Here is a 24,539-nt window from a genome sequence, read left to right as displayed (position 1 = left end):
ATACTACATGATGCCGCGGGAAAAATCAGTGGGCTAGCGTCGCGGTTAGACCAAAGTACGCATATCAGTCACGTAGCAGGTCTTATGTTCGCAAATATCCTCTGGATTGTTCCAGATAAATCTTAAAACTGTACACGCATTACCCGAATGGGTACCTGTGGCAGCCCGTCGCAGCCGGCTAACCTCGCCGTGCCTATACTGCTTCTTCCCTCCTGGAGAATCCCGCATGTCCGTGACGCTTGCCACCCCCACCGATCTGGATGACCTGGTTCCGCTGTTTTCCGGCTACCTCGATTTCTACGAGGTGCCTGCGCCCCACGCGAAGATTCGCGAATTCCTCGAGGCGCGTATCGGCAGCGGGCAGTCCACGGTGTTCATCGCGCGCAGCATCGATGGGCTGGCGGTCGGCTTCGTGCAGCTCTACCCATTCTTCGCTTCGCTGGCGCTGCAGGCGTCCTGGCTGGTCAGTGACCTCTACGTTTTGCCTGCTGCGCGCCGCGACGGTTACGGTGAAGCGCTGATGAACGCCGCCCGCGCCCACGGCGAAGCCACCGGCGCCTGCGGGCTGATGCTGGAGACGGCGAAGACCAACCACGCTGGCCAGTCGCTGTACGAGCGCCTGGGCTACAAGCGGGACGACAAGTTCTACACCTATTGGCTGGACCTCACGGCCTAGCCCTTCGCGGAGACTGCTCATGGACCACCTTGTTTTGACCGTCATCGCCCAGGACCAGCCCGGACTGGTGGAGCGCGTGGCCAAATGCATCGCCGCCCACGGCGGCAACTGGCTGGAAAGCCGCATGTCGCGCATGGCCGGGCAGTTCGCCGGGATCCTTCGCGTAGCCGTGCCCGCCGAGGGCTATGACGAACTGGTGGAAGGCCTGCAGGAGCTGAGCGAACACGGCATTCGCGTGCTGCTGGCGGAGAGCGGCATCGAGCCGGCCTGCAACTGGAAGCCTATTCACCTCGACCTGGTGGGTAACGACCGTCCCGGTATCGTCCGCGATATCACCCAGTTGCTGGCTGAGCACGGGGTGAACCTCGAAAGCCTGACCACCGAGGTGCTGCCGGCGCCTATGAGCAGCGAGCCGCTGTTCCATGCCGAGGCGCTGCTGGCCGTGCCGCTGACCCTGCCGCTGGAAACCCTCCAGCAGAAACTGGAAGAGCTGGCGGACGACCTGATGGTGGAGCTGAATTTCCACAGCGGGGAATAATCGTCACGCGCTGATCGCCAATCTTGTGGAAAAACCTGTGGGCTCTCTGTTGATGAATTGACAGAGGGCCCATTTTACGTGGGTATCTTGCCAATCTGCTTATCCACTTTCCTCCTCACGGCTGTGCACAGAGTGCGGGGATTGCACCGTGGGAATTCTGTTGATAAGTCGCTGTAGCTCGCAGTTTACGGTGCTTGTAGCGTTGTGGTCGTTTTCTGTACAGCGCGTGCGCGATGGGCGGAGCGCTCCCGGTATTCTCACTGCTGTGCACAAATACGCTGGAAGAGTCTGTGGAGAAGCCGTTCATGGAACGCTGCAGGCAGCGTCGTTTCTGTTCTTCAGAGGGTTGTCAACTTTCTGATCGGGCAGCGCTGAAGCATCCACACGAAGCGGGGATCAGCCTGTGGAAAAGCCGGGGGAATATCCTTGGAGACCAGATATAGCGAGGCCTTCACGATCTTGATCAAGGAATGATCAATTGGCATCGTGCTGTTGGCGAGGAGCCACCGGGAGGAACGGACTGCGGCGGCTTGTGGATGAAACCAGCGTTATCCCCGCATTCGCGGGATGGAGCTGTGGACAAACTGGTGGTGTTCGCCTGCAAGCCACGAAAGACGTGACTTGCAGGCAGTGGATCAATTAATGATCAATCGCCGCGGGAGAGGCGATACCAGATGTCCACGCTGTAGACGACCAGGCCGGCCCAGATGCAGCAGAGAGAGATCAGGCGCGTGCTGTCCAGATGCTCACCGAACAGCAGGATCGCCTGCAGCAGCACCAGGGTCGGCGCCAGGTACTGCAGGAAGCCGAGCGTCGCGTAGGGCAGGTGACGCGCGGCGGCGTTGAAGCACACCAGCGGCACCAGGGTGATCGGGCCGGCGGCGGCGAGCCAGATGGCGTCCTTGGTGGTCCAGAAGTCTGCGTGCACGCTCGGGCCATCGGCGAACAGCACGAGGTAGCCGATCGCCAGTGGCAGCAGGATCCAGGTCTCCACCACCAGGCCCGGCAGCGCAGCCACCGGCGCCTGCTTGCGGATCAGCCCGTAGAAGCCGAAGGTCAGCGCCAGTGCCAGCGACACCCACGGCAGGCTGCCCAGTTGCCAGAGCTGCTGTGCAACACCCAGCGCAGCGAGGCCGACTGCGACCCACTGCAGCGGGCGCAGACGTTCGCGCAGGATCACCATTCCCAGCAGCACGTTGATCAGCGGGTTGATGTAATAGCCCAGGCTCGCCTCGATCATGTGGCCGTTGTTCACCGCCCAGACGTAGACCAGCCAATTGCTGGCGATCAGCAGGCCGCTGGCGGTGAGTACGGCGATGCGCTTGGGGTTCTCGCGCAGTTCGCGCCACCACCCGGGGTGCTTCCACACCAGCAATAGGAGAGCGCCGAACACCGCCGACCAGATAGCCCGGTGAGTGATGATTTCCAGGGCGGGGATGCGTTCGAGGAGCTTGAAGTAGATCGGGAAAAGTCCCCAGATGACATAGGCAGTCAAGCCCAGGGCGTAGCCCCGGCGGGGATTGGCGGTGGCCATGGAACATCCTTGGTTAGGCAGCTAATGAGTGGCTGCACAATTCTAGGGCGCTCGCGCTGGCTTGTCTGTGTCGCTGCGGTGGATGACGTCAGGGTCTGAAAGATTCTGCGTAACGTTGCCGTTACGCAGAAGGGCATTGTCTGTAGGAGCGAGCTTGCTCGCGAACCTGTTGGCCGGCGAAATCGGTGTAATGCGGTTCGCGAGCAAGCTCGCTCCTACGAAAAGCAAATGGGGTCGCGGGCGCGGTCAGAACAACCGCAGCGGCTCCTCATCCAGCGCCGCCAGTTGCTCGCGCAGCACCAGCACCTGCTCGCCCCAGTAACGCTCGGTGCCGAACCAGGGGAAGCTCGGCGGGAACGCCGGGTCGTCCCAGCGGCGGGCCAGCCACGCGCTGTAATGCATCAGGCGCAGGGCGCGCAGGCCTTCGATCAGTGGCAGCTCGCGCGGGTCGAAGTCGTGGAACTCCTGGTAGCCGTCGACCAGTTCAGAAAGCTGCCCGAGGCGCTCCTGGCGTTCGCCGGCGAGCATCATCCACAAGTCCTGCACGGCCGGGCCCATGCGGCAATCGTCGAGGTCGACGACGTGGAAGGTCTCGTCGCGGCACAGCAGGTTGCCGGGGTGGCAATCGCCGTGCATGCGGATCGGTGTGTATTTCACCCGGGCGTAGAGGTCGTCGATCTTCTTCAGCAGGTCGCGGGCCACGGATTCGTACGCTGGCAGGAGGCTCTTGGGAATGAAGTTGCCTTCCAGCAGGGTAGCCAGGGACTGATGGCCGAAGTTCTGCGGTGTCAGCGACTCACGGTGCTCGAACGGGCGGCTGGCGCCCACGGCGTGCAGGCGTCCGAGCAATTGGCCGAGGCGATAGAGCTGGTCGAGATTGCCCGGCTCCGGCGCGCGGCCACCGCGGCGGGGGAACAGCGTGAAGCGGAAGCCGGCGTGCTCGAAGAGGGTCTTGCCCTCATGCACCAGCGGTGCAACCACCGGGACTTCGCATTCGGCCAGTTCGGCGGAGAAGGCGTGCTCCTCCAGGATCGCCTCGGTGGTCCAGCGCCCGGGACGGTAGAACTTGGCGATCAGCGGCTCGCTGTCCTCGATGCCTACCTGGTAGACGCGGTTCTCGTAGCTGTTGAGCGCGAGTACGCGGGCATCGCTGAGGAAGCCGATGCTTTCCACTGCATCCAGTACCAGATCGGGCGTGAGGTCGGAAAATGGATGAGACATGGCGACGATCCAGCAGTGGTAAAGCTGCCTAGTGTACCCAGTCCACCGATAATGGGTGGGAAGTCGCCTCAGTGGTCGGAGCAGTGCTTGCCCAGGTACTCGACGAAGTCCGTGGCCAGCGCCCGGCGCTCACCCTTCACCAGGGTCAGTTTCTGCATCGAGCGGGCTTTGCATTCGACCACTTGCGCCGGTTTGTCCGAGCTGTGCAGCGGCGTCAGCAGCAGGTCGTAGGGCGTGCCTTGGCGGACCTGCTCGGCCAGTTCCTCCTCGCCGCCACCGATCAGCAGCACCTTGTTGCGGGTGTCGATCTGGTACTGGTCCACCAGCGGCTCCAGCATGGGCATCAGATCGTTGCTGGCGCCGACTCGCAGTACGTCAGGGCCGGCCTGGCTGGCGAAGGGCAGGAGCAGCAGGGCGAGCAGTAGCAGTGGGCGGCGCATGGTGGGGCTCCGATTGGCCGAAGCCCGCCCGGCGTGGGCGGGACTCTGGCGGTTATTGGAGCGCGGCGCGACGTCCTGGGGCTTGATATGAGGCAGGGAAACTCATGTGACGGGGAGACTATAGCGGCGTGCCGAGGATCACCTGCGCCGGGGAGAACTGCGCGCGGACCGCCGAACCGGGTTTCAGCCCGAGGATGTCGATGCGCTCGGGGTCGGTCAGGGCGCAGAGCATCTGCCCGCTGGGCAGTTGAATGCGTACTTCGCTGGGGCCGTCGTCGGCTTCGCGGATGTCATCGATATGGCCTTCCAGCGCATTCAGCCCTTCCGGGCAGGGGATGTGCGGCAGGTCGACATAGAGCCAGCCGGCCTTCATCAGTGCGACCACCGGCACGCCGTCGGCCAGTTCCAGCTTCTCGGTGCTCTCGCGGGTGACTCGCGCCTGGATGCGCGCGCCACCGGGCAATTCGATGCTCACCAGGTCATTGAGGCCGGAGGGTTCCACCTGAATGACGCGGCCGTGCAGCTGGTTGCGCGCGCTGGTGCGCATCATCAGGCGGCCGATCAGCTCCAGGTCGGCCTGGTGCTCGACGTGCTCGACGATGTGCTCGCGCAGGGCTTCCAGGCGCTGGTACAGCGCCAGCAGGCGCTCGCCCTCGGTGGTCAGGCGCGCTCCGCCGCCGCCTTTGCCGCCGACGCTGCGTTCCACCAGCGGGCGGTCGGAGAGGTTGTTCAGTTCATCGATGGCGTCCCAGGCGGTCTTGTAGCTCATCCCGGCGGCCTTGGCGGCATGGGTGATCGAGCCGAGCTGGGCGATCTGGGCCAGCAGGGCAATGCGCTGCGGGCGGCGAGTAACGTGTTGGGTCAACAGGCTGAGGGTGGTCATGGTTTCGCGGGTGCTTATTGGTATGCAGCGAGGCTCCGTTGCTGGCGGGCAAAACGCAAGGGGCAGATGTCGGGAATGTGGCCCAACGGTCGTCTATTCCGGGGCTGGCGTGCGCGCCAGGCAGTAGACGTCGACTCGCCGCGCCCCCGCATGGCGCAGCAGGCGGGCGATGCGCTCGGCGGTGGCGCCGGTGGTGAGCACGTCGTCCACCAGTGCCAGGTGCAGGCCTTCAACGCTCGCGCCAGCGGCCAGGGCGAAGGCGTTTCGCAGGTTGCGCTTGCGGGTAATGGCGTCCAGGCCCTGCTGGGGCGGCGTATCCTGCGTGCGACGGAGAAGGTGGTTATCCACAGGCAGGCGCAGGGGGGTGGCCAGCCAGTCCGCCAGCAGTTGCGCCTGGTTGAAGCCGCGTTGCCGCTCGCGACGGCGCGAGAGCGGCACGGGGACCAGCCGGTCGGGACGCGTCAGCCCGTCTCCGTACGCGTGCAGCAGATGGCGTTCCAGCAACTGGCCGAGCAATCGGCCCAGCGGTGCATTGGCCTGGTGCTTGAAGCGCGTGACCAGCGCGTCGACGGGGAAGCCGTAGCGCAGTGGTGTTTCGACGCGATGGAAAGCCGGTGCGCGGCGCAGGCATTGGCCGCAGGTCAGGCCGGAAGCCGGCAGGGGAAGGGCGCATACCGTGCACTGCCCGGCAAGCCATGGCAGGTCGTCGTCACAGCCGGCGCAGAGCGGCAGGGCGGCCTGTTCGGCCGTGGCTCCGCAGAGCAGGCATTGCACCCGAGGGCGCCACCAGACGGGACGCCATTGCAACAACCGCATTCAGCCCCTCCATGGGCGGGCGGTCAGCGGGAGCGACTCAGTGAATCAGCCAGCTCAGCACCACCAGGCCCAGCACCGTCCAGATCAGCCCGCCAAAGATCGAGCGCCGCAGAAAAGCGCGGACGCCACTGTAGAGCAGCAGCAGGCCGATGAAGAGCAGGACGAAGCTGAAGATCGAGACGTCGATTCCGACAGCCCGCGCCAAGCCGTGGAAGAAGTCGTCCATGGCGCGCCACAAGCCGCCGAGCACGCCCGACAGCAGATCGACGATAAAGCGGATGGCCTTGCCGACCATCTGGCCGAGGCCGTCGAAGAATCCTTCTGTTCCCATCTGGGGTATGACTCCTGAGTGTTCTGCCTGATTGGAGCGGCAAGTGGCTGGATCGGTTCAGCCGCAACCGCAACGGGATTGCTGCTGTTGATCAATAAATGGTCACTTGTCTACCTGTGTCGCAAGAGTGGTTGACAGCGTCACAGCTCCACATATGATGCCTTGAGCCTGATTTCCCCGGTGGCGCGCCGCCGGGGCACCTTAGACAAGAGGCGCCCCCAAGCGTCGAAGGACTTTGCCGATGAGTGCCACCGCAGCCCAAGTAACCCGCCACGACTGGACCCTTGCCGAAGTCCGCGCCCTGTTCGAACAGCCTTTCAACGATTTGCTGTTCCAGGCGCAGACGATGCACCGCGCGCATTTCGACCCGAACCGCGTACAGGTTTCTACCCTGCTGTCGATCAAGACCGGCGCCTGCCCGGAAGACTGCAAATATTGCCCGCAGTCCGGCCACTACAACACCGGCCTGGACAAGGAAAAGCTGATGGAAGTGCAGAAGGTGCTGCAGGCCGCTGCTGAAGCCAAGGCCATCGGCTCGACGCGCTTCTGCATGGGCGCTGCCTGGAAGCATCCTTCGGCGAAGGACATGCCCTACGTGCTGGAAATGGTGAAGGGCGTGAAGAAGCTTGGCCTGGAAACCTGCATGACCCTGGGCAAGCTGACCCAGGAGCAGACCCAGTCGCTGGCCGAAGCGGGCCTGGACTACTACAACCACAACCTCGATACCTCGCCGGAGTTCTACGGCAACATCATCACCACCCGCACCTACAGCGAGCGCCTGCAGACCCTGGCGTACGTGCGCGAGGCGGGCATGAAGATCTGCTCCGGCGGCATCCTCGGCATGGGCGAGTCGGTGGACGACCGTGCTGGCCTGCTGATCCAGCTGGCCAACCTGCCCGAGCATCCGGAGTCGGTGCCGATCAACATGCTGGTAAAGGTGAAGGGCACCCCGCTGGCCGAGGAGAAGGACGTCGATCCGTTCGACTTCATCCGTACCCTGGCGGTCGCCCGCATCATGATGCCGAAATCCCACGTGCGCCTGTCCGCCGGCCGCGAGCAGATGAACGAGCAGATGCAGGCCCTGGCTTTCATGGCTGGCGCCAACTCGATCTTCTACGGCGAGAAGCTGCTGACCACCACCAACCCGCAGGCCGAGAAGGACATGCAGCTGTTCGCACGCCTGGGCATCAAGCCCGAGGAGCGCGAGGAGCACGCCGACGAGGTGCACCAGGCCGCCATCGAGCAGGCGCTGGTGGAACAACGCGACTCCCAGCTGTTCTATAACGCGGCTTCGGCCTGACCGCCCTTGATGTAGGAGCGAGCTTGCTCGCGAACAGTCTCTCCGAATACTTCGGTGCCGGGCCGTTCGCGAGCTAGCTCGCTCCTACAACAGCTCTGCCGCCGACACAGGGTTGCGTATGCCTTTCGATCTCTCCGCCCGTCTGGCCCAGCGCCAGGCGGACGACCTCTACCGCCGCCGTCCGCTGCTGGAATCGCCGCAGGGACCGGAAGTGGTCATCGACGGCCAGCCGATGCTGGCCTTCTGTTCCAACGATTACCTGGGCCTGGCCAATCACCCCGAGGTGATTGCCGCCATGCGTGTCGGCGCTGAGCGCTGGGGCGTCGGCGGTGGCGCCTCGCACCTGGTCAACGGCCACTGCGGTCCCCACCACGAACTGGAGCTGGCGCTCGCCGAATTCACCGGCCGTCCGCGCGCGCTGCTGTTTTCCACCGGCTACATGGCCAACCTCGGTACCGTCACCGCGCTCGTCGGCAAGGGCGACAGCGTGCTGGAGGACCGCCTCAACCACGCTTCGCTGCTGGATGCCGGGCTGCTGTCTGGTGCGCGCTTCTTGCGCTACCTGCACAACGACGCCACCAGCCTCGCCTCCCGTCTGGAGAAGGCTGAAGGCAACACCCTGGTCGTTACTGATGGCGTGTTCAGCATGGACGGCGACCTGGCCGACTTGCCCGCACTCTGTAGCGAGGCCAGGGAGAAGGGCGCCTGGGTGATGGTCGACGACGCCCACGGTTTCGGCCCACTGGGTGCGACCGGTGGCGGCATCGTCGAACACTTCGGGCTGGGCATGGAGGATGTGCCCGTACTGGTCGGCACCCTCGGCAAGGCTTTCGGCACCGCTGGCGCCTTCGTCGCCGGCAGCGAAGAGCTGATCGAGACGCTGATCCAGTTCGCCCGCCCCTACATCTACACCACCAGCCAGCCACCGGCCGTGGCCTGTGCCACGCTGAAAAGCCTGGAGCTGCTGCGCGCCGAGAGCTGGCGCCGTGATCACCTGAATGGGCTGATCGCGCGCTTCCGTGCCGGCGCCGAGGCCATCGGCCTGAGCCTGATGGACAGCCCGACGCCGATCCAGCCGATCCTTGTTGGTGGCAGCGCCCAGGCCATGGCGTTGTCCGCCGAGCTGCGCCAGCGCGGCATCCTCGTCGGAGCGATCCGCCCGCCCACCGTGCCGGCCGGCACGGCGCGCCTGCGCGTGACCCTGTCCGCCTCCCACACCGAAGCGCAGGTTGACCGCCTGCTGCTGGCGCTCGCCGAAAGCTGGCAGCGCGTGTCGTCTAGCCTTCTGGCAGAGATCGATGCCGAGGAGGGCGATGATGCGTGACCAACTGATCCTGCTGCCGGGCTGGGGCCTGGGTAGTGCGCCGCTGGAACCGCTGCGTGATGCGCTGCTGGAGCAGGCCCCGCATTTGAATGTGCAGATCGAGCCGCTGCCGTGGGACGCCGATCCGAATGTGTGGCTCGATGAACTGGACGACAACGTCGCCCATGACGCCTGGATCGCCGGCTGGTCGCTGGGCGGCATGCTCGGCGCCGAACTGGCGGCGCGCCGTGGCGAGTCCTGCCGGGGGCTGATCACCCTTGCCAGCAACCTCTGCTTCCGCCGCCGCGAGGATTGGCCGGATGCGATGGCCAATGAGGTCTTCGAAGACTTTTTCGAGGCCTTCCTGCTGGAGCCGCATCTGGTGCGCAAGCGTTTCACGATGTTGGTCAGCCAGGGCGCTCGCGACGCGCGCACCCTCGCGCGCCAGTTGCAGGTGGCGTTGCCGCAACTGAATGTCGAAGGGCTCACCGCTGGCCTGCAACTGCTGGGGCAACTCGATACCCGCAGCGCACTCGGCCGCTACCCTGGCCCGCAACTGCATCTGTTTGCCGAAAACGATGCGCTGGTCCCGGCGAGCGCCGCCGACGCGCTGCTTGAGTGGTTGCCGGACGTTGAAGTCAACCTGCTGCCCGGTGCCAGCCATGGTCTGCCGCTGGAGCTGCCGGACGACGTAGCGAGCGCCATTCTGAAGTTCATCCACGAGGGCGACGATGCCTGATTGCAGTACCAGTGCGCTGCCCGATAAACGCCAGGTAGCCGCCTCCTTCTCACGCGCCGCGTCGACCTATGACGCGGTGGCTGAACTGCAGCGCGCGGTCGGCGGCCGTCTGCTGGAATTGCTGCCGGCGCAGGCTGCTCCGCAGAGATGGATCGACCTGGGCAGCGGTACCGGCTATTTCACCCGTGCCTTGGCGGCGTGTTACCCACAAGCACAGGGCCTGTCCGTGGATATCGCCGAGGGTATGCTGCGCCACGCCCGCGAGCAGGGCGGTGCGCAGCATTTCATCGGCGGTGATGCCGAACGCCTGCCACTGCGCGATGGCGCCGCGGACCTGCTGTTCTCCAGCCTCGCCGTGCAGTGGTGCGCGGACCTGGCGGCGGTGCTGAGCGAGGCGCGCCGCGTGCTGCGCCCGGGCGGCGTCGCGGCCTTCAGCAGCCTTTGCAGCGGCACCCTGGGCGAGCTGCGGCAGAGCTGGGAAGCGGTGGACGGCTTTGTCCACGTGAATCGTTTTCGTGCGTTCGAGCAGTACCGGCAGCATTGCCAAGGCAGCGGCCTGGACGTGCTGGAGCTGCGCACCGAGGACCGTGTCCTGCACTTCCCCGACCTGCGCAGCCTGACCCATGAACTCAAGGCGCTCGGTGCGCACAACCTCAACCCCGGCCGGCCCGACGGTCTCACCGGGCGTGAGCGGGTGCGTGCGCTGATCGCCGCCTACGAGCGCTTCCGCCAGCCCGAGGGGCTGCCGGCGACCTACCGGGTGGTGTACGCCGTCCTGCGCAAGAACTGACCCTTGTAGGAGCGAGCCTGCTCGCCAACCCGCCCAGCTCTGGTGCTGCCGGTGAGTCCCGTTCGCGAGCAGGCTCGCTTCTACGAAGAGCACCAGAGGAAAGCCATGTCCCACGCCTACTTCGTCACCGGTACCGACACCGAAATCGGCAAGACCACCATCGCCGCCGGCCTTCTGCATGCGGCGCGGCTGGCCGGGTTGTCCACGGCGGCGGCCAAGCCGGTGGCTTCCGGTTGCGAGCGTATTCCCGAAGGCCTGCGCAATTCCGATGCGCTGGCGCTGCTGGGCGAGTGCAGCCTGCCGCTGGCCTACGACCAGGTGAATCCCTTCGCCTTCGAGCCGGCGATCGCCCCGCATCTCGCCGCCCGCGAGCAGGGCGTGAAGCTGACGGTGGAGGCACTCAAGGGCCCGGTGCGTTCGGTGCTGGAACTGGGCGCCGATTTCACCCTGGTGGAAGGCGCCGGTGGCTGGCGCGTGCCCCTGGCGGGGGAGGAGAACCTCTCTGACCTGGCCATCGCCCTGGAGCTGCCGGTGATCCTCGTCGTCGGCGTGCGCCTGGGCTGCATCAACCACGCCGTGCTCAGCGCCGAGGCGATCCAGCGCGACGGTCTGGTGCTGGCCGGCTGGGTGGCGAATATCGTCGATCCGCAGACCTCCCGCCTGGAGGAGAACCTCGCGACCCTCGCCGAGCGCCTGCCCGCGCCCTGCGTTGGACGAGTGCCGCACCTGGCCCACGCAACTCCGGCGGCGGTGGCCGCGCACCTGGACCTGGGCATCCTGGATTTGTAACCGAGCCTTGGCCTGGGGCGGTCTGTCTGCTTGAATAATGGCCACTTGCTGCTTTTTGTTGTGGAGGCGCTGCGATGGAAATTTCCGGTAATGCTTTCTCTGCGGGCCTTTATGGCGTGCAGAGCGGCCAGCGCCGCGTCGACCGCGCCAGCACCGACATCGCTACCGCGGGCAGCGCGCCCAGTGAAGTTCTGAACGATCGCCTGGTCGACCTGCGTCGCGGCGAGCATGAAGTCAAGGCCAACGCCAAGGTCATCCAGGCCGCCGACGAAACGCTCGGCACCCTCATCGATATCCGCGCCTGACGCTTCCCCCCTGACATCGAATCTCCCCGAGCGGCCGGCTGTCCCTGTGACACGCCGGCCGCTCTGCAATGGGCTTTAATTAGCGTCAGGACGTTGCTGCGAATGTGCCCGTGGACTGCCCCGCGAGCGTGACCAGGCGGTCGGTTTGGACGCTTGACAAGGGTATGGCGTAAACGTATGTTTCAAACGCCTGTTTGACTGTCTGGATGCGTGCGCGCACCGACTGGGCGGCCGGGAATGCTCCCGCACTGCGACCGCAGCGACCGGTCGCCCATTAACCAGAACCCTTCGTAGAGGTTTACCGCTATGCCTGATTACAAGGCCCCCTTGCGTGATATCCGTTTCGTTCGCGACGAGCTGCTGGGCTACGAAGCGCACTACCAGAACCTGCCGGGCGCTGAAGACGCCACCCCGGACATGGTCAATGCCATCCTCGAAGAGGGTGCCAAGTTCTGCGAACAGGTAATCGCTCCGCTGAACCGCACTGGCGACCTGGAAGGCTGCAAATGGAGCCCGGAAGGCGTCAAGACTCCGACCGGCTTCAAAGAGGCCTACCAGCAGTTCGTCGAAGGCGGCTGGCCGAGCCTGGCCCATGACGTCGAGCACGGCGGTCAGGGTCTGCCCGAATCTCTGGGTCTGGCCATCAGCGAGATGGTTGGCCAGGCCAACTGGTCCTGGGGCATGTACCCGGGCCTGTCCCACGGCGCCATGAACACCCTGCATGCCCACGGTACCCCGGAGCAACAGCACGCCTACCTGACCAAGCTGGTTTCCGGCGAGTGGACCGGCACCATGTGCCTGACCGAGCCGCATTGCGGCACCGACCTGGGCATGCTGCGCACCAAGGCCGAGCCGCAGGCTGACGGCACCTACAAGATCACCGGCACCAAGATCTTCATCTCCGCTGGCGAACACGACATGGCCGACAACATCGTCCACATCGTGCTGGCCCGCCTGCCCGACGCCCCGCAAGGCACCAAGGGCATCTCGCTGTTCATCGTGCCGAAGTTCCTGCCCAACGCCGAAGGCAATGTGGGCGAGCGCAACGCCGTTTCCTGTGGCTCCATCGAGCACAAGATGGGCATCCACGGCAACGCCACCTGCGTGATGAACTTCGACGCCGCCACCGGCTTCCTGATCGGCCCGCCGAACAAGGGCCTGAACTGCATGTTCACCTTCATGAACACCGCTCGCCTGGGTACCGCGCTGCAAGGCCTGGCCCACGCCGAAATCGGTTTCCAGGGTGGCATCGCCTACGCTCGCGAGCGTCTGCAGATGCGGTCGCTGACCGGCCCGAAAGCCCCGGAAAAAGCCGCTGACCCGATCATCGTGCACCCGGACGTACGCCGCATGCTGCTGACCGCCAAGGCATTCGCCGAAGGCAACCGCGCCATGCTGTACTTCGCTGCCAAGCAGGTCGACATCGTTCAGCGCAGCCAGGACGAAGAAGAGAAGAAAGCCGCTGACTCGATGCTGGCCTTCCTCACTCCGATCGCCAAGGCGTTCATGACTGAAGTGGGCTTCGAAGCCGCCAACCACGGCGTGCAGATCTATGGCGGCCACGGCTTCATCGCCGAGCACGGCATGGAACAGAACGTCCGCGACAGCCGCATCTCCATGCTGTACGAAGGCACCACCGGCGTTCAGGCGCTGGACCTGCTGGGCCGCAAGATCCTCATGACCCAGGGCGAAGCGCTCAAGGGCTTCACCAAGATCGTGCACAAGTTCTGCCAGGCCAACGAAGCCAACGAAGCGGTCAAAGAGTTCGTCGCACCGCTGGCAGCGCTGAACAAGGAGTGGGGCGACCTGACCATGAAGGTCGGCATGGCTGCCATGAAGGATCGTGAGGAAGTCGGTGCCGCTTCGGTCGACTACCTGATGTTCTCCGGCTACGCCTGCCTGGCTTACTTCTGGGCCGACATGGCTCGCCTGGCTGCCGAGAAGCTGGCTGCCGGTACCAGCGAAGAGGCCTTCTACCAGGCCAAGCTGAAGACCGCGCGCTTCTACTTCCAGCGCATCCTGCCGCGCACCCGCGCGCACGTTGGCTCCATGCTGTCCGGCGCCAACAACCTGATGGACCTGGCCGAGGAAGATTTCGCCCTCGGTTACTGATCAGCGCGCTAGCCGGACGGCCTGCCGTCCGTCTGCTGAACAGGAAGAAGCCCGCCGCAAGGCGGGCTTTTTCGTATCTGAAATCACGCAAATGCCTGCAGAAAATGCCATCATTACGCCACTTGCCGGCCGCCTGACCGTGAGCCCGGTATCCACCCTGCGGAACCCCTTGTGCGACCCACGGCCCCCTACCGGCTCAGCCACTTCCTCACGCCTCTGCTGCTGATCCCGGCCGGCGTCGTCGCCGGCTCCCTGGCCGAACTGTCCGACTTCTTCACTTCGCTGTTCAACGTCCTGCCGACTCTGTTGCTGTTGCTCGGCGGCGCGCTATGCCTGGTCTACAACCGCCAGCGCCAGCTGTTCATGCTGACCTGCGTGTATATCGCCTACTTCCTGCTCGATACCCAGGTCGACTACTTCCAGGCCCGCCGCGTGGTGATGCCCGAAGCCGCGCTGGTCTTCCACCTGTGCTGCGTGCTGCTGCCGCTGCTCTATGGGATGTACGGCATCTGGCAGGAGCGCATGCACCTGCTGCAGGACCTGCTGGCCCGCAGCGCCGCGTTGATCGCCGTAGCCGGCATGGCGACGGCCCTGGCCAAGCGCTTCCCGCAGGGGCTTGCGGAGCTGCTCAGCGACACCTACTGGCCGGCGTTGCACGGGCAGTGGATGAACCTCGCGCAGTTGTCCTACTTCGGTTTCCTGATGGCCTTCATCGCCCTGATCGCTGCCTACGTGCGCCAGCCGCGCGCGTTGCACGCCGCGCAACTGGTTGGCCTGCTCGGGTTGCTGTGGATGTTGCCCAAGGTGTTCATCCTGCCCCATGCGCTCACCGTGATGACCAGCCTGGTGATGCTCACCCTCGCCGGTGCGGTAGCGCACGAGGCCTACCAGATGGCCTTCCGCGACGAGCTCACCGGCCTGCCGGGTCGCCGCGCGCTGAACGAGCGTTTCCAGCGACTGGGCCAGCAGTACGTGCTGGCGATGATCGACGTGGACCACTTCAAGAAATTCAACGACAGCCACGGTCACGACGTCGGCGACCAGGTGCTGCGCATGGTCGCCAGCCAACTGCGTCGCACCGGTGGCGGTGGCAAGGCGTACCGTTATGGCGGTGAAGAATTCACCCTGGTGTTCGCCGGCAAGACGGTGGAGCAGTGCCTGCCTCATCTGGACGGTGTGCGTCAGGCCATCGAGGGCTATGCAATGTATCTGCGCGACCGTGGCAACCGTCCCAGGAACGACCGCCAGGGCCGCAACAAACGTATCGGCAAGGATTCGCAGACCGTCTCGGTGACCATCAGCGTCGGTGTCGCTGAGCGCGACGGCGAGCGGCGCAGCCCGGAAGAAGTCATCAAGGGCGCTGACGAGGCGCTGTATTCGGCCAAGAGCGGCGGGCGTAACCGCGTGGCCGTGCATGGGCAATCGCGTCGCGGAGCGGTGCGCACCGCCTGAGCGGCTTGCGTTATGACTGCGCATTCAGCGCGTGCAGCGTGATTGTCCGGGCGGTCACGCACCGTTAGGTTCGAGGTTTCCGCGCCGCTTCGGCGCACGAACCGAACGGAGATTCGCGATGCCCGAGTACAAGGCCCCCCTGCGCGACGTGCGCTTCCTCACCGACGAAGTCTTCGACTTCACCGGCCGCTACGAAGCCCTCGGCGCCACCGACGCCACCCCGGATATGTTCGCCGCCATCCTCGAGGAAGGCGCGAAGTTCTGTGAGCAGGTCATCGCCCCGCTGAACCGCTCCGGCGACGAGGAAGGCTGCCACTTCGACAACGGTGTGGTGACCACGCCCAAGGGCTTCAAGGATGCCTTTGCGCAGTACGTCGAGGCTGGCTGGAACGGCGTCTCCAGCGATCCTGAATACGGTGGCCAGGGTCTGCCGCCGTCCCTCGGCCTGCTGGTCAGCGAGATGATCGGCGCCTCCAACTGCTCCTGGGGCATGTACCCCGGCCTGACCAAGGGCGCCATGGCCGCCATCCACGCCCACGGCACGCAAGAGCAGAAGAACACCTACCTGCCGCGCATGACCAGTGCTGTCTGGACCGGCACCATGTGCCTGACCGAGCCGCACTGCGGTACCGACCTGGGCATCATCAAGACCCGCGCCGTGCCCAATGCGGACGGCAGCTATGCGATTACCGGCACCAAGATCTTCATCTCCGCCGGTGAGCACGACCTCTCCGAGAACATCATCCACCTGGTGCTGGCCAAGCTGCCTGACGCGCCGGCCGGGACCAAGGGCATCTCGCTGTTCATCGTGCCCAAGTTCAATCTGGATGCGAACGGTGAGGTGGGTAGCCGCAACGCCGTGGCCTGTGGCTCCATCGAGCACAAGATGGGCATCAAGGCGTCGGCCACCTGTGTGATGAACTTCGACGGCGCCAAGGGCTTCCTGATCGGCGAAGCCAACAAGGGCCTGGCCTGCATGTTCACCATGATGAACCACGCGCGCCTGGGCACCGGCATGCAGGGCCTCTGCCTTGGCGAAACCAGCTACCAGGGCGCCGTGCGCTACGCCCAGGATCGCCTGCAGATGCGTTCGCTGACCGGCCCGAAGGCGCCGGAGAAGCCCGCCGACCCGATCATCGTCCACCCGGACGTGCGCCGCATGCTGCTGACCATGAAGGCGTTCAACGAAGGCAACCGTGCGCTGGCCTACTTCACCGCGCAGCTGCTGGACATCGAGCACCTGTCCCAGGACGCCGAGGAGCGCGAGCGCGCGGCCAACCTGCTGGCCTTCCTCACCCCGATCTGCAAGGCCTTCATGACCGAAACCGGCCTGGAAGTGACCAACCACGGCATGCAGGTGTTCGGCGGCCACGGCTTCATCCGCGAGTGGGGCATGGAGCAGCTGGTGCGCGACTGCCGCATCGCGCCGATCTACGAGGGCACCAACGGCATCCAGGCGCTGGACCTGCTGGGCCGCAAGGTCCTCGGCAGCCAGGGCAAGCTGCTGATGGGCTTCACCAAACTCGTCCATCAGCTCTGCCAGCAGCACGCCGAGCACCCGCAGCTCAAGGTCCAGGTGGCCCAGCTGGCGGCGCTGAACAAGCAGTGGGGCGAACTGACCCAGAAGGTCGGCATGGCCGCCATGAAGAACCCGGACGAAGTCGGCGCCGCCTCGGTGGATTACCTGATGTTCTCCGGCTACGTCACCCTCGGCTACTTCTGGCTGCGCATGGCGCTGGTCGCCGGGCAGAAGCTGGAGGAAGGCGCCGGCGAGAAGGCCTTCTACGAAACCAAGCTGGCCACCGCCGAGTTCTACTTCAGCCGCCTGCTGCCCCGCGCGTCGGGTCATGTAGCGGCAGTGGAGGCCGGTTCTGAAGTGCTGATGCGCCTGTCGGCCGAGCAGTTCGCGCTGTAATCCCCGTGCCAGACAAGGAGGCCCGCTGCGTGCGGGTCTCCTCGTTTTTCGCTACATATTGTGACCAATCTATAGTTGTGTGGTCACATCATGACGCTTAAAGTCTGAAAAGTTGTTGGAGTAAACTCCGGCGGCGTACCTTCGTGTACCTCCTATTCTGATACCGCTGGCTGCCAGATCAGCCGTCGTTTTCGTTCGAGGATCCATCATGGCTGACTACAAAGCTCCCCTGCGCGACATGCAATTCGTCCTCAATGAAGTCTTCGAGGTCGCCAACCTGTGGGCCGAACTGCCTGCCCTGGCCGAGACCGTCGATGTCGAGACCGCTGCTGCGATCCTCGAAGAGGCCGGCAAGGTCACCGGCGGCGTGATCGCCCCGCTGAACCGCAGCGGCGACGAAGAAGGCTGCAGCTGGAGCGCCGAGGGCGTGAAGACCCCGGCTGGCTTCCCCGAGGCCTACCGCACCTACGCCGAAGGCGGCTGGGTGGGCGTGGGCGGCGCGCCGGAGTTCGGCGGCATGGGCATGCCCAAGGTGATCGGCGCCCAGGTCGAGGAAATGGTCAACTCGGCCAACCTGTCCTTCGGCCTGTACCCGATGCTGACCGCCGGCGCCTGCCTGTCGCTGCTCAACCACGCCAGCGAAGAACTGAAGGCCAAGTACCTGCCGAACATGTACGCCGGCACCTGGGCCGGTTCCATGTGCCTGACCGAGCCGCACGCCGGCACCGACCTGGGCATCATCCGTACCAAGGCCGAGCCGCAGGCTGACGGCAGCTTCAAGATTTCCGGCACCAAGATCTTCATCACCGGCGGCGAACACGACCTGACCGAGAACATCATCCACCTGGTGCTGGCCAAGCTCCCCGACGCGCCGGCCGGCTCCAAGGGCATCTCGCTGTTCCTGGTGCCCAAGGTGATGGTCAACGCCGACGGTTCCCTGGCCGAGCGTAACGCCGTGTCCTGTGGCTCCATTGAGCACAAGATGGGCATCAAGGGTTCCGCCACCTGCGTGATGAACTTCGACGGCGCCACTGGCTGGATCGTCGATGCGCCGAACAAGGGCCTGGCCGCCATGTTCACCATGATGAACTACGAGCGCCTGGGCGTGGGCATCCAGGGCCTGGCCACCGGCGAGCGTTCCTACCAGAGCGCTGTGGAGTACGCCCGCGAGCGTATCCAGAGCCGCGCGCCGACCGGCCCGGTCGCCAAGGACAAGGCTGCCGACCCGATCATCGTCCACCCGGACGTGCGCCGCATGCTGCTGACCATGAAGGCGCTGAACGAGGGCGGCCGCGCCTTCTCCAGCTATGTCGCCATGCAGCTGGACACCGCGAAGTACAGCGAAGAGCCGACCACCCGCAAGCGCGCCGAGGAACTGGTCGCCCTGCTGACCCCGGTGGCCAAGGCCTTCCTCACCGACATGGGCCTGGAAACCACCATCCACGGCCAGCAGATCTTTGGCGGCCACGGCTTCATCCGCGAGTGGGGCCAGGAGCAGCTGGTGCGTGATTGCCGCATCACCCAGATCTACGAAGGCACCAACGGCATCCAGGCGCTGGACCTGATGGGCCGCAAGATCGTTGGCAGCGGCGGCGCCTACGCCAAGCTGTTCACCGACGAGATCCGCGCCTTCACCGCTTCGGCCTCCGCCGAGCTGGCTGAATTCACCGGCCCGCTGAACGCGGCCGTGCAGAATCTCGACGAGCTGACCGCCTGGGTCCTGGATCGCGCCAAGGGCAACCCGAACGAGATCGGCGCCGCTTCGGTCGAGTACCTGCACGCCTTCGGCTACACCGCCTACGCCTACATGTGGGCCCTGATGGCGCGCGCTGCGCTGGGCAAGGAAGGCCAGGACGAGTTCTACGCCAGCAAGCTGGGCACTGCGCGTTTCTACTTCGCCCGCCTGCTGCCGCGCATCCACTCCCTGACCGCCTCGGTGAAGGCCGGCAGCGAGTCGCTGTACCTGCTGGACGCCGCACAGTTCTAAGCGGTCGCGTATGAAAAAGCCCCGCCTCGGCGGGGCTTTTTCATGGGGATATATCCTTTCTGACTGACGCTAGTATGAATCCGTGTAAGCCAAAGCTTACAAACAGCGGCGGTGATCGGCGTCTTTCTGACAAAGGCCTACAGCGGTAACCTTTCTCTCAGTCAGGACATTGCGCAGGAAGCGCCAACGACAATACGGAAACAAGGGAATCCACCAAGGACGGTGGCTAGCACGGACGTCAGGATATCGGTCTGCAAAACCCCGCTTCGCAAGAAGCGGGGTTTTTTCTTGCCTGCGATTCCGCGTGTGCTGCGCCGCGATGGTGCCACCTGTAGGAGCGAGCTTGCTCGCGAACAGATCTCGCAGCGGGGCTGGGTTCGCGAGCAAGGACTAGGCGTCCCCCTCGGTCCTACGAAAAGCGCTCGTCATCAGACTGCCCCATCGAGCAACGAGCGCAGCAACTCCACGGTCGGCTGCTGCCGCTGCGCATCGCGATAGACCAGGCCCACACTCAACGGAATACGCGGCTCGCTCAGCGGTTTCCAGAGTAGGTCCTTGTGCGCGTGCATCTGCCGTGCGCGGCCCGGCAGCACGGTGGCGAAGCGGCTTTGCGGCAGGCTGTCGAGGATGCCGCCCATGTGGTTCAACTCCGCTTGCACCCGTGGCCGCCGGCCGATGGCGGCCAGTTGCTCCTGCCAGATCTGCCGGGCACGGAATTCTTCGCCGAGCAGCAGCATCGGTAGTTCCGCCGCCTGGGCCAGCGAGACCTTCTTGAAGTCCTTCAACGGATGGTCCGCCGGGATCACCAGCTGCAATTCGTCCGGGTACAGCTCCACGCCGTGCAGCGCCGGCTGGCGCGGTGGCAGGAAGCCGATGCCGATATCCAGTTGGCCGATCAACAAGCGGCGCTCGATCTCCACGCCGGAGAGTTCGTAGATGCGCACCTGCACGTGCGGTTGCGCGGCATGCAGGCGTTCCACCAGGTGCGGCACCAGGCTCGCGTTGACCGTCTGCAGCACGCCGATGGCCAGGCTGCGTGCACTCTGCCCGCGGAAGCCGCGCAGCGCCTCGCGGGCGCGTTCCAGGCCTTCGAGCAGCGGCACCGCGTGGTTGTACAGCGTGTGCGCCGCGGCGGTGGGCAGCAGGCGCTTGCCGCTGCGCTGGAACAGCGCCACGTCGAGGTTCTGTTCCAGCTGGCGGATCTGCTGCGACAGCGCCGGTTGGGAAATTGCCAGGCGTTCGGCGGCGCGCCCGACGTGGCCTTCCTCATAGAGTGCGACGAAATAGCGGAGCTGGCGGAAATCCATAAGGTCTGCTTATCAACGAAACTGGAAAATCGAAATGGATAGTCGGCTATCCAGGCCACTACTCTAGCGCTTGTCCGCTGTCTCAGATGGGTAGACAAAGGTGGAAAGCATCGTCATCCAGGGCGTTTTCATAGGCAAAGTCGAAGAAAGCTGGGGAGGTTTGCTCAGCGATATCGACAGGCTGGAAACGCATCAGGAAGTCTGGCTCGGCGCCGAAGGGCTGCCGGGGGACGCACGGGCCGACCTGCGCCGCGATGGCGGTCTGGACCGCGCACTGCACCACTACCCGGCCGAGCACTACCGCCACTGGCGCAAGCAGCACCCGCAGACGCGCTGGCGACAGCCGGCGTTCGGCGAGAACCTGTCGACCTTCGGTCTCAACGAACACGAAGTGTGCATTGGCGACCTGTTCCGCTGGGGCGAGGCGCTGATCGAAGTGAGCCAGCCGCGCTCGCCCAGCTATCGCCTGGCAAAGCGCTGGAATCTGCCCGAGCTTCCGCTGGAAGTGCAGGAGCAGGGGCGCTGCGGCTGGTTCTATCGGGTGCGCCGCTCCGGCATGGTCGCCCCCGACGCACCGCTGGAACTGGTGCAGCGGCACTACCCGCAGCTCACCGTGGCGAGCCTGCTGGACTGGTACTTCGGCCATCCGTTGGAGCGCACCGGACTGCGCCTGATGATGGCCTGCGACGCGCTCTCCCTGCGCTGGCGCAAGACCGCCGCGCAACGCCTCACCAGTGGCGTGCTGGAAGACTGGACGGCCCGCCTGGCGGGCCCCGAATGTTCGGAGCAGGGCGGCCTGCAGAGCTGAGCCGCACTGTTTCGCAAATGCCCTCGCGCCCGCCCCCGGACGTCGTCTTGGTCCTGCGGGGCGGCTTTTATTCCCGCCGCCGAGCCTGTCACAGGGCTCGGCGGCGTTGTCATGCCGACGTAACACCGCGTTCCTAACCTTCCGCCGATAGCTTTTACTGACAACCCGAGCCGTCAGACAGACGGCCGCGCGGAAGGAACCATCTGATGAGCGAGCGTTTCCAGGATTTCCACGACCGACTGGCCGCCTTCGACGACCAGGCGATCAACCCCTCCGGCAACGTGCCGATGAGCGAGCTGATCGACGCCTCGCGCCGCCGCCTGCTGAAGAACAGCCTGGTGCTGGGCGCGGTCGGCTTTCTCGGTGGCGGCCTGTTCCCCGGACGCTCGCTGTTCGCCGCCGATGCTCCGGTGCCCAGCGGGTTGCTGGGCTTCAAGGGCGTGGTGGTGCAGCAGGACCCGAAGTTCGACCGGGTGATAGTCGCTGAGGGCTATACCGCACGGCCGTTCTTCTCCTGGGGCGATGCGGTGGTGACCGGCTCGCCAGCCTGGAAAGGCGACGCCAGCGAGGACTGGAAAGCCCAGGAGCTGCAGGCCGGCGACAACCATGACGGCATGCATTACTTCCCCTTCCCCGATGCACCGGACAGCCATGGCCTGCTGGTGATCAACCACGAGTACATCAACCCGACGCTGCACACCAAGGGCCAGACCTTCGAGGACCGCCCCGACGGCAGCCGTGGCCGCCCGGAAGGCGAGGTGCGCAAAGAGATCGCCGCCCACGGCCTGAGCGTGATCGAGGTGAAGAAGGACGCCAGCGGCCAGTGGCAGCGCGTCGAGGCTTCGAGCTACAACCGCCGCATCACCGGCAGCTCGCCGCTGGAGCTGTCCGGCCCCCTGTCCGGCCACGACCTGCTGCGCACCGCCAGCGATCCGGAGGCGAAACAGGTGCTCGGCACCCTGAACAACTGCTCCATGGGCGTCACGCCGTGGGGTACCTACCTCGCCTGCGAGGAAAACTGGCACCAGTACTTCGTCAACCGCGACAAGGCCGACTACGCCAAGCGCGTTTCGCACAAGCGCTACGGCCTGTCCAACGGCCAGTTCAGCAATTACTACGCCTGGGAAGCGGTGGATGAGCGCTTCGACGCCACGCCCAAGGCCGACCAGCCCCACGGCGGCCACGTCAACGAGCCGAACCGTTTCGGCTGGGTGGTGGAGATCGACCCCTTCGACCCCGGCTCCACCCCGAAGAAGCGCACCGCCGTCGGCCGTTTCTGCCGCGAGTGCTCGACCCTCTCGCTGGGCGCTGACAACCGCATGGCGTTCTATTACGGCGACGACACCAAGGGCGAGTACATCTACAAGTTCGTTCCCGTCGGCAAATTCAATCCCGATGATCGCGCGGCGAATCGCGACCTGCTGGACGAGGGAACCCTCTACGTCGCTCGTTTCAGCGCCGACGGCAGCGGGCAGTGGCTGCCGCTGGTACACGGGCAGAATGGCCTGACTGCGGAGAACGGCTTTGCCAGCCAGGCCGAGGTGCTGGTCAACGCTCGCGCCGCCGCTGACTTGCTGGGCGCTACGCCTATGGACCGCCCCGAGTGGGTGGCCGTGCAGCAGACCACCCGCGAGGTCTACGTCAGCCTCACCAACAACGATGCGCGCGGCAAGAAGCAGCCGTTGGACAAGGCCAACCCGCGCAAGGAAAACCTCCACGGGCAGATCCTGCGCTGGAACGAAGCCGGCGGCGATCCGACCGCCACCACCTTCCAGTGGGAAATCTTCCTGCTGGCCGGCGAGCAAAAGGGCTCCACGGCGCCGGAGAACCTGATCGGCACCATCAACGGCGACATCTTCTCCTCGCCGGACGGCCTGTACTTCGACACCGCCGGCCGCCTGTGGATCGAGACCGACTACGACGACGCCGAAGCGCCGATGCAGGCCATGGGCTGCAACCAGTTGCTCTGCGCCGACCCGCACAGCCGCGAGGTGCGCCGCTTCCTGGTCGGCCCGCGAGGTTGCGAGCTGACGGGGATTACCCAGAGCCCGGACGGCAGGACAATGTGGGTGAACATCCAGCACCCAGGCATCAGCTTCCCGGCCAGCGATGGCAAGAGCATTCCGCGCTCAACGACGCTGGTGATCACCAAGGATGATGGGGGTGTGATCGGGACTTGATGGGGTTAAGGGGAAGGGCTGCTGTTCGGACTTTCCCCTCACCCCAGCCCTCTCCCAAGGGAGAGGGGGCCGTCCGTGCCGGCTGACGATGCGGTTTCACCCTGTGACTATCAATCCCCTCTCCCTCTGGGAGAGGGCCAGGGTGAGGGAGGTCCGCTGCGTGGGCGGTTCGCGAGCAAGCTCGCTCCTACCGGCTCAGCTCAGGGGGCAAATCGCGACAAGCCGCTCTTCGTAGGAGCGAGCTTGCTCGCGAACAAAGCCCATCGGAACCTCAAAGCTCGACCTCACCCCCCGCCAGCGCGCACAGCTCGGTGAAATCGACGATCTCCGTCTCCCGCCCATCCACCCGGACCAACCCGTGCTTCTGCAGGCGCGTGAAGCTGCGCGAGACCGTCTCCACCGCCAGCCCCAGGTAATCGCCGATCTCGTTGCGCGACATGCTCAGGCGGAAGCGTGTGGCGGAGAAGCCGCGCTCGCGGAAATGCGCGGAAATGTTCAGCAGGAAGGCGGCGATACGCGAGTCCGAATTCAGCCGCGAGAGCAACAGCTTCATCTGCTGATCTTCGCGGATCTTGCGGCTCATCATCAGCATGATCTGGTGCGACAGTCCGGGAATCTGCAGTGACAACTCCTCCAACTGGTTGAACGGAATCTCGCTGCACAGGGTGCTTTCCAGCGCCTGCGCCGACACCGGGTAGCTGCCTTCTCCCATACCGGAGAAGCCGAAGATCTCGGTGGCGAAGTAGAAGCCGGTGATCTTTTCCAGGCCCTGTTCGTTGGTGGTGAAGGTCTTGATCGAACCGGAGCGCACCAGGAACACGCTATGGAACGGGTCGCCCTGGCGGAACACGAAGTCTCCCTTATGCAGCAGGTGCCCTGGCTTGATGATTGCCTCGAGCTCCTGGACCTTGTCGTCGCTCAGGGTCGGCGGCGCCAGCCGGCAGTTCTTGCAGTACGGTTGCGGTTTGATCATCTGATTCATCCATATCCCCATGCGCCGGCCAATCGCGCGCAATCAAGCGTTCCTCGGGCGCATTGCCCCCTCATGGAACCATAGCAACTGACAGCCATCTGTCATCCGTCGGATCGCCCCTCGGGAAGCTGGCCAATGGT

Annotated in this window: 22 protein-coding genes; 14 read left to right on the top strand and 8 right to left on the bottom strand. The window is 65.0% G+C overall.

The annotated features are described in order from the left end of the window. The first annotated feature begins 226 nt into the window (after nucleotides 1–226). Entirely contained in the window at nucleotides 227–676 is a 450-nt protein-coding gene (locus tag ACNFH5_RS00525) for a GNAT family N-acetyltransferase (RefSeq protein WP_416743460.1), read from the top strand. Between the two features lie 19 nt (nucleotides 677–695). Continuing rightward, nucleotides 696–1,214, top strand: a complete 519-nt coding sequence (locus ACNFH5_RS00520; protein WP_045212798.1) for a glycine cleavage system protein R — start codon at nucleotides 696–698, stop codon at nucleotides 1,212–1,214. Nucleotides 1,215–1,860: 646 nt separating this feature from the next. Here ACNFH5_RS00520 and rarD read toward each other — a convergent pair. The 6 genes from rarD to ACNFH5_RS00490 form a co-directional block, all read right to left on the bottom strand. Further along, nucleotides 1,861–2,748 carry an EamA family transporter RarD gene (gene rarD, locus ACNFH5_RS00515; RefSeq protein WP_416743458.1) on the bottom strand — a complete coding sequence of 296 codons (888 nt, stop codon included), beginning with the start codon at nucleotides 2,746–2,748 and terminating at the stop codon, nucleotides 1,861–1,863. 246 nt (nucleotides 2,749–2,994) lie between these two features. Further along, the gene (locus tag ACNFH5_RS00510; protein ID WP_416743456.1) at nucleotides 2,995–3,969 is read right to left on the bottom strand and encodes a serine/threonine protein kinase; all 975 of its coding nucleotides are present in this window, start codon (nucleotides 3,967–3,969) and stop codon (nucleotides 2,995–2,997) included. Between the two features lie 68 nt (nucleotides 3,970–4,037). Then, nucleotides 4,038–4,409, bottom strand: coding sequence for a substrate-binding domain-containing protein (locus ACNFH5_RS00505; RefSeq protein WP_416743454.1), 372 nt, complete (start codon nucleotides 4,407–4,409; stop codon nucleotides 4,038–4,040). A 118-nt stretch (nucleotides 4,410–4,527) separates the two neighbouring features. Then, complete coding sequence (locus tag ACNFH5_RS00500; protein WP_416743452.1) at nucleotides 4,528–5,292, bottom strand: TOBE domain-containing protein; 765 nt, start codon at nucleotides 5,290–5,292, stop codon at nucleotides 4,528–4,530. Between the two features lie 93 nt (nucleotides 5,293–5,385). Beyond that, nucleotides 5,386–6,108 carry a ComF family protein gene (locus tag ACNFH5_RS00495; RefSeq protein ID WP_416743450.1) on the bottom strand — a complete coding sequence of 241 codons (723 nt, stop codon included), beginning with the start codon at nucleotides 6,106–6,108 and terminating at the stop codon, nucleotides 5,386–5,388. A gap of 37 nt (nucleotides 6,109–6,145) precedes the next feature. After that, a complete protein-coding gene (locus ACNFH5_RS00490) occupies nucleotides 6,146–6,439 on the bottom strand; it encodes a hypothetical protein (RefSeq protein ID WP_416743448.1) in 294 nt (97 codons plus the stop codon). A 241-nt stretch (nucleotides 6,440–6,680) separates the two neighbouring features. On the opposite strand from ACNFH5_RS00490, the gene bioB reads away from it, so the two are divergent. The 10 genes from bioB to ACNFH5_RS00440 all read left to right on the top strand — a co-directional run bounded on the left by bioB (nucleotide 6,681) and on the right by ACNFH5_RS00440 (nucleotide 19,131). Beyond that, nucleotides 6,681–7,739: a biotin synthase BioB gene (bioB, locus tag ACNFH5_RS00485; protein WP_054907998.1), complete on the top strand. Its 1,059-nt coding sequence runs from the start codon at nucleotides 6,681–6,683 to the stop codon at nucleotides 7,737–7,739. Nucleotides 7,740–7,857: 118 nt separating this feature from the next. After that, on the top strand, nucleotides 7,858–9,063 hold the full coding sequence (gene bioF / locus ACNFH5_RS00480) for an 8-amino-7-oxononanoate synthase (RefSeq protein ID WP_416743446.1): 1,206 nt from the start codon (nucleotides 7,858–7,860) through the stop codon (nucleotides 9,061–9,063). Continuing rightward, nucleotides 9,056–9,781, top strand: coding sequence for an alpha/beta fold hydrolase (locus ACNFH5_RS00475; RefSeq protein ID WP_416743444.1), 726 nt, complete (start codon nucleotides 9,056–9,058; stop codon nucleotides 9,779–9,781). Before bioF ends, ACNFH5_RS00475 begins: the two co-directional genes overlap by 8 nt. Further along, nucleotides 9,774–10,571, top strand: a complete 798-nt coding sequence (gene bioC / locus ACNFH5_RS00470; protein ID WP_416743442.1) for a malonyl-ACP O-methyltransferase BioC — start codon at nucleotides 9,774–9,776, stop codon at nucleotides 10,569–10,571. The genes ACNFH5_RS00475 and bioC overlap by 8 nt, the downstream gene beginning before the upstream one ends. Nucleotides 10,572–10,676: 105 nt before the next feature. Beyond that, complete coding sequence (gene bioD, locus ACNFH5_RS00465) at nucleotides 10,677–11,360, top strand: dethiobiotin synthase (protein ID WP_416743440.1); 684 nt, start codon at nucleotides 10,677–10,679, stop codon at nucleotides 11,358–11,360. 74 nt (nucleotides 11,361–11,434) lie between these two features. Next, a complete protein-coding gene (locus ACNFH5_RS00460) occupies nucleotides 11,435–11,665 on the top strand; it encodes a hypothetical protein (protein WP_416743438.1) in 231 nt (76 codons plus the stop codon). Between the two features lie 306 nt (nucleotides 11,666–11,971). After that, nucleotides 11,972–13,777 (top strand): phenylacyl-CoA dehydrogenase, encoded by a 1,806-nt coding sequence (locus tag ACNFH5_RS00455; protein WP_138525329.1) that lies wholly within the window; start codon nucleotides 11,972–11,974, stop codon nucleotides 13,775–13,777. Between the two features lie 171 nt (nucleotides 13,778–13,948). Continuing rightward, nucleotides 13,949–15,229: a diguanylate cyclase gene (locus tag ACNFH5_RS00450; protein WP_416743435.1), complete on the top strand. Its 1,281-nt coding sequence runs from the start codon at nucleotides 13,949–13,951 to the stop codon at nucleotides 15,227–15,229. A gap of 118 nt (nucleotides 15,230–15,347) precedes the next feature. Continuing rightward, complete coding sequence (locus ACNFH5_RS00445; RefSeq protein WP_416743433.1) at nucleotides 15,348–17,144, top strand: acyl-CoA dehydrogenase C-terminal domain-containing protein; 1,797 nt, start codon at nucleotides 15,348–15,350, stop codon at nucleotides 17,142–17,144. Nucleotides 17,145–17,352: 208 nt separating this feature from the next. After that, nucleotides 17,353–19,131 carry an acyl-CoA dehydrogenase C-terminal domain-containing protein gene (locus ACNFH5_RS00440; protein WP_401088323.1) on the top strand — a complete coding sequence of 593 codons (1,779 nt, stop codon included), beginning with the start codon at nucleotides 17,353–17,355 and terminating at the stop codon, nucleotides 19,129–19,131. A 428-nt stretch (nucleotides 19,132–19,559) separates the two neighbouring features. Here ACNFH5_RS00440 and ACNFH5_RS00435 read toward each other — a convergent pair whose 3' ends face one another. After that, on the bottom strand, nucleotides 19,560–20,438 hold the full coding sequence (locus tag ACNFH5_RS00435) for a LysR family transcriptional regulator (RefSeq protein ID WP_024763624.1): 879 nt from the start codon (nucleotides 20,436–20,438) through the stop codon (nucleotides 19,560–19,562). Nucleotides 20,439–20,538: 100 nt separating this feature from the next. Between ACNFH5_RS00435 and ACNFH5_RS00430 the strand changes: the two genes are divergently transcribed. Both ACNFH5_RS00430 and ACNFH5_RS00425 read left to right on the top strand, forming a co-directional pair. Continuing rightward, complete coding sequence (locus ACNFH5_RS00430; RefSeq protein WP_416743431.1) at nucleotides 20,539–21,246, top strand: MOSC domain-containing protein; 708 nt, start codon at nucleotides 20,539–20,541, stop codon at nucleotides 21,244–21,246. Between the two features lie 206 nt (nucleotides 21,247–21,452). Then, a complete protein-coding gene (locus ACNFH5_RS00425; RefSeq protein WP_416743429.1) occupies nucleotides 21,453–23,426 on the top strand; it encodes a PhoX family protein in 1,974 nt (657 codons plus the stop codon). Nucleotides 23,427–23,697: 271 nt separating this feature from the next. Here the strand turns inward: ACNFH5_RS00425 and fnr are convergent, their stop codons facing one another. Beyond that, on the bottom strand, nucleotides 23,698–24,399 hold the full coding sequence (gene fnr, locus ACNFH5_RS00420) for a fumarate/nitrate reduction transcriptional regulator Fnr (protein WP_416743427.1): 702 nt from the start codon (nucleotides 24,397–24,399) through the stop codon (nucleotides 23,698–23,700). Nucleotides 24,400–24,539: the final 140 nt, after the last annotated feature.

The sequence above is a fragment of the Pseudomonas sp. NY15435 genome, from assembly GCF_048068295.1.
Taxonomy (GTDB): domain Bacteria; phylum Pseudomonadota; class Gammaproteobacteria; order Pseudomonadales; family Pseudomonadaceae; genus Pseudomonas.
This window is presented reverse-complemented; position numbering and strand designations above follow the sequence as displayed.

Coding starts and splice junctions, on each gene's coding strand:
- ACNFH5_RS00500 (WP_416743452.1), bottom strand. CDS start 5,292: ATGACCACCCTCAGCCTGTTGACCCAACACGTTACTCGCCGCCCGCAG.
- ACNFH5_RS00440 (WP_401088323.1), top strand. CDS start 17,353: ATGGCTGACTACAAAGCTCCCCTGCGCGACATGCAATTCGTCCTCAAT.
- ACNFH5_RS00520 (WP_045212798.1), top strand. CDS start 696: ATGGACCACCTTGTTTTGACCGTCATCGCCCAGGACCAGCCCGGACTG.
- ACNFH5_RS00445 (WP_416743433.1), top strand. CDS start 15,348: ATGCCCGAGTACAAGGCCCCCCTGCGCGACGTGCGCTTCCTCACCGAC.
- bioF (WP_416743446.1), top strand. CDS start 7,858: ATGCCTTTCGATCTCTCCGCCCGTCTGGCCCAGCGCCAGGCGGACGAC.
- ACNFH5_RS00475 (WP_416743444.1), top strand. CDS start 9,056: ATGCGTGACCAACTGATCCTGCTGCCGGGCTGGGGCCTGGGTAGTGCG.
- rarD (WP_416743458.1), bottom strand. CDS start 2,748: ATGGCCACCGCCAATCCCCGCCGGGGCTACGCCCTGGGCTTGACTGCC.
- ACNFH5_RS00495 (WP_416743450.1), bottom strand. CDS start 6,108: ATGCGGTTGTTGCAATGGCGTCCCGTCTGGTGGCGCCCTCGGGTGCAA.
- bioC (WP_416743442.1), top strand. CDS start 9,774: ATGCCTGATTGCAGTACCAGTGCGCTGCCCGATAAACGCCAGGTAGCC.
- ACNFH5_RS00505 (WP_416743454.1), bottom strand. CDS start 4,409: ATGCGCCGCCCACTGCTACTGCTCGCCCTGCTGCTCCTGCCCTTCGCC.
- ACNFH5_RS00490 (WP_416743448.1), bottom strand. CDS start 6,439: ATGGGAACAGAAGGATTCTTCGACGGCCTCGGCCAGATGGTCGGCAAG.
- ACNFH5_RS00425 (WP_416743429.1), top strand. CDS start 21,453: ATGAGCGAGCGTTTCCAGGATTTCCACGACCGACTGGCCGCCTTCGAC.
- ACNFH5_RS00525 (WP_416743460.1), top strand. CDS start 227: ATGTCCGTGACGCTTGCCACCCCCACCGATCTGGATGACCTGGTTCCG.
- bioD (WP_416743440.1), top strand. CDS start 10,677: ATGTCCCACGCCTACTTCGTCACCGGTACCGACACCGAAATCGGCAAG.
- ACNFH5_RS00435 (WP_024763624.1), bottom strand. CDS start 20,438: ATGGATTTCCGCCAGCTCCGCTATTTCGTCGCACTCTATGAGGAAGGC.
- ACNFH5_RS00460 (WP_416743438.1), top strand. CDS start 11,435: ATGGAAATTTCCGGTAATGCTTTCTCTGCGGGCCTTTATGGCGTGCAG.
- ACNFH5_RS00455 (WP_138525329.1), top strand. CDS start 11,972: ATGCCTGATTACAAGGCCCCCTTGCGTGATATCCGTTTCGTTCGCGAC.
- fnr (WP_416743427.1), bottom strand. CDS start 24,399: ATGATCAAACCGCAACCGTACTGCAAGAACTGCCGGCTGGCGCCGCCG.
- bioB (WP_054907998.1), top strand. CDS start 6,681: ATGAGTGCCACCGCAGCCCAAGTAACCCGCCACGACTGGACCCTTGCC.
- ACNFH5_RS00510 (WP_416743456.1), bottom strand. CDS start 3,969: ATGTCTCATCCATTTTCCGACCTCACGCCCGATCTGGTACTGGATGCA.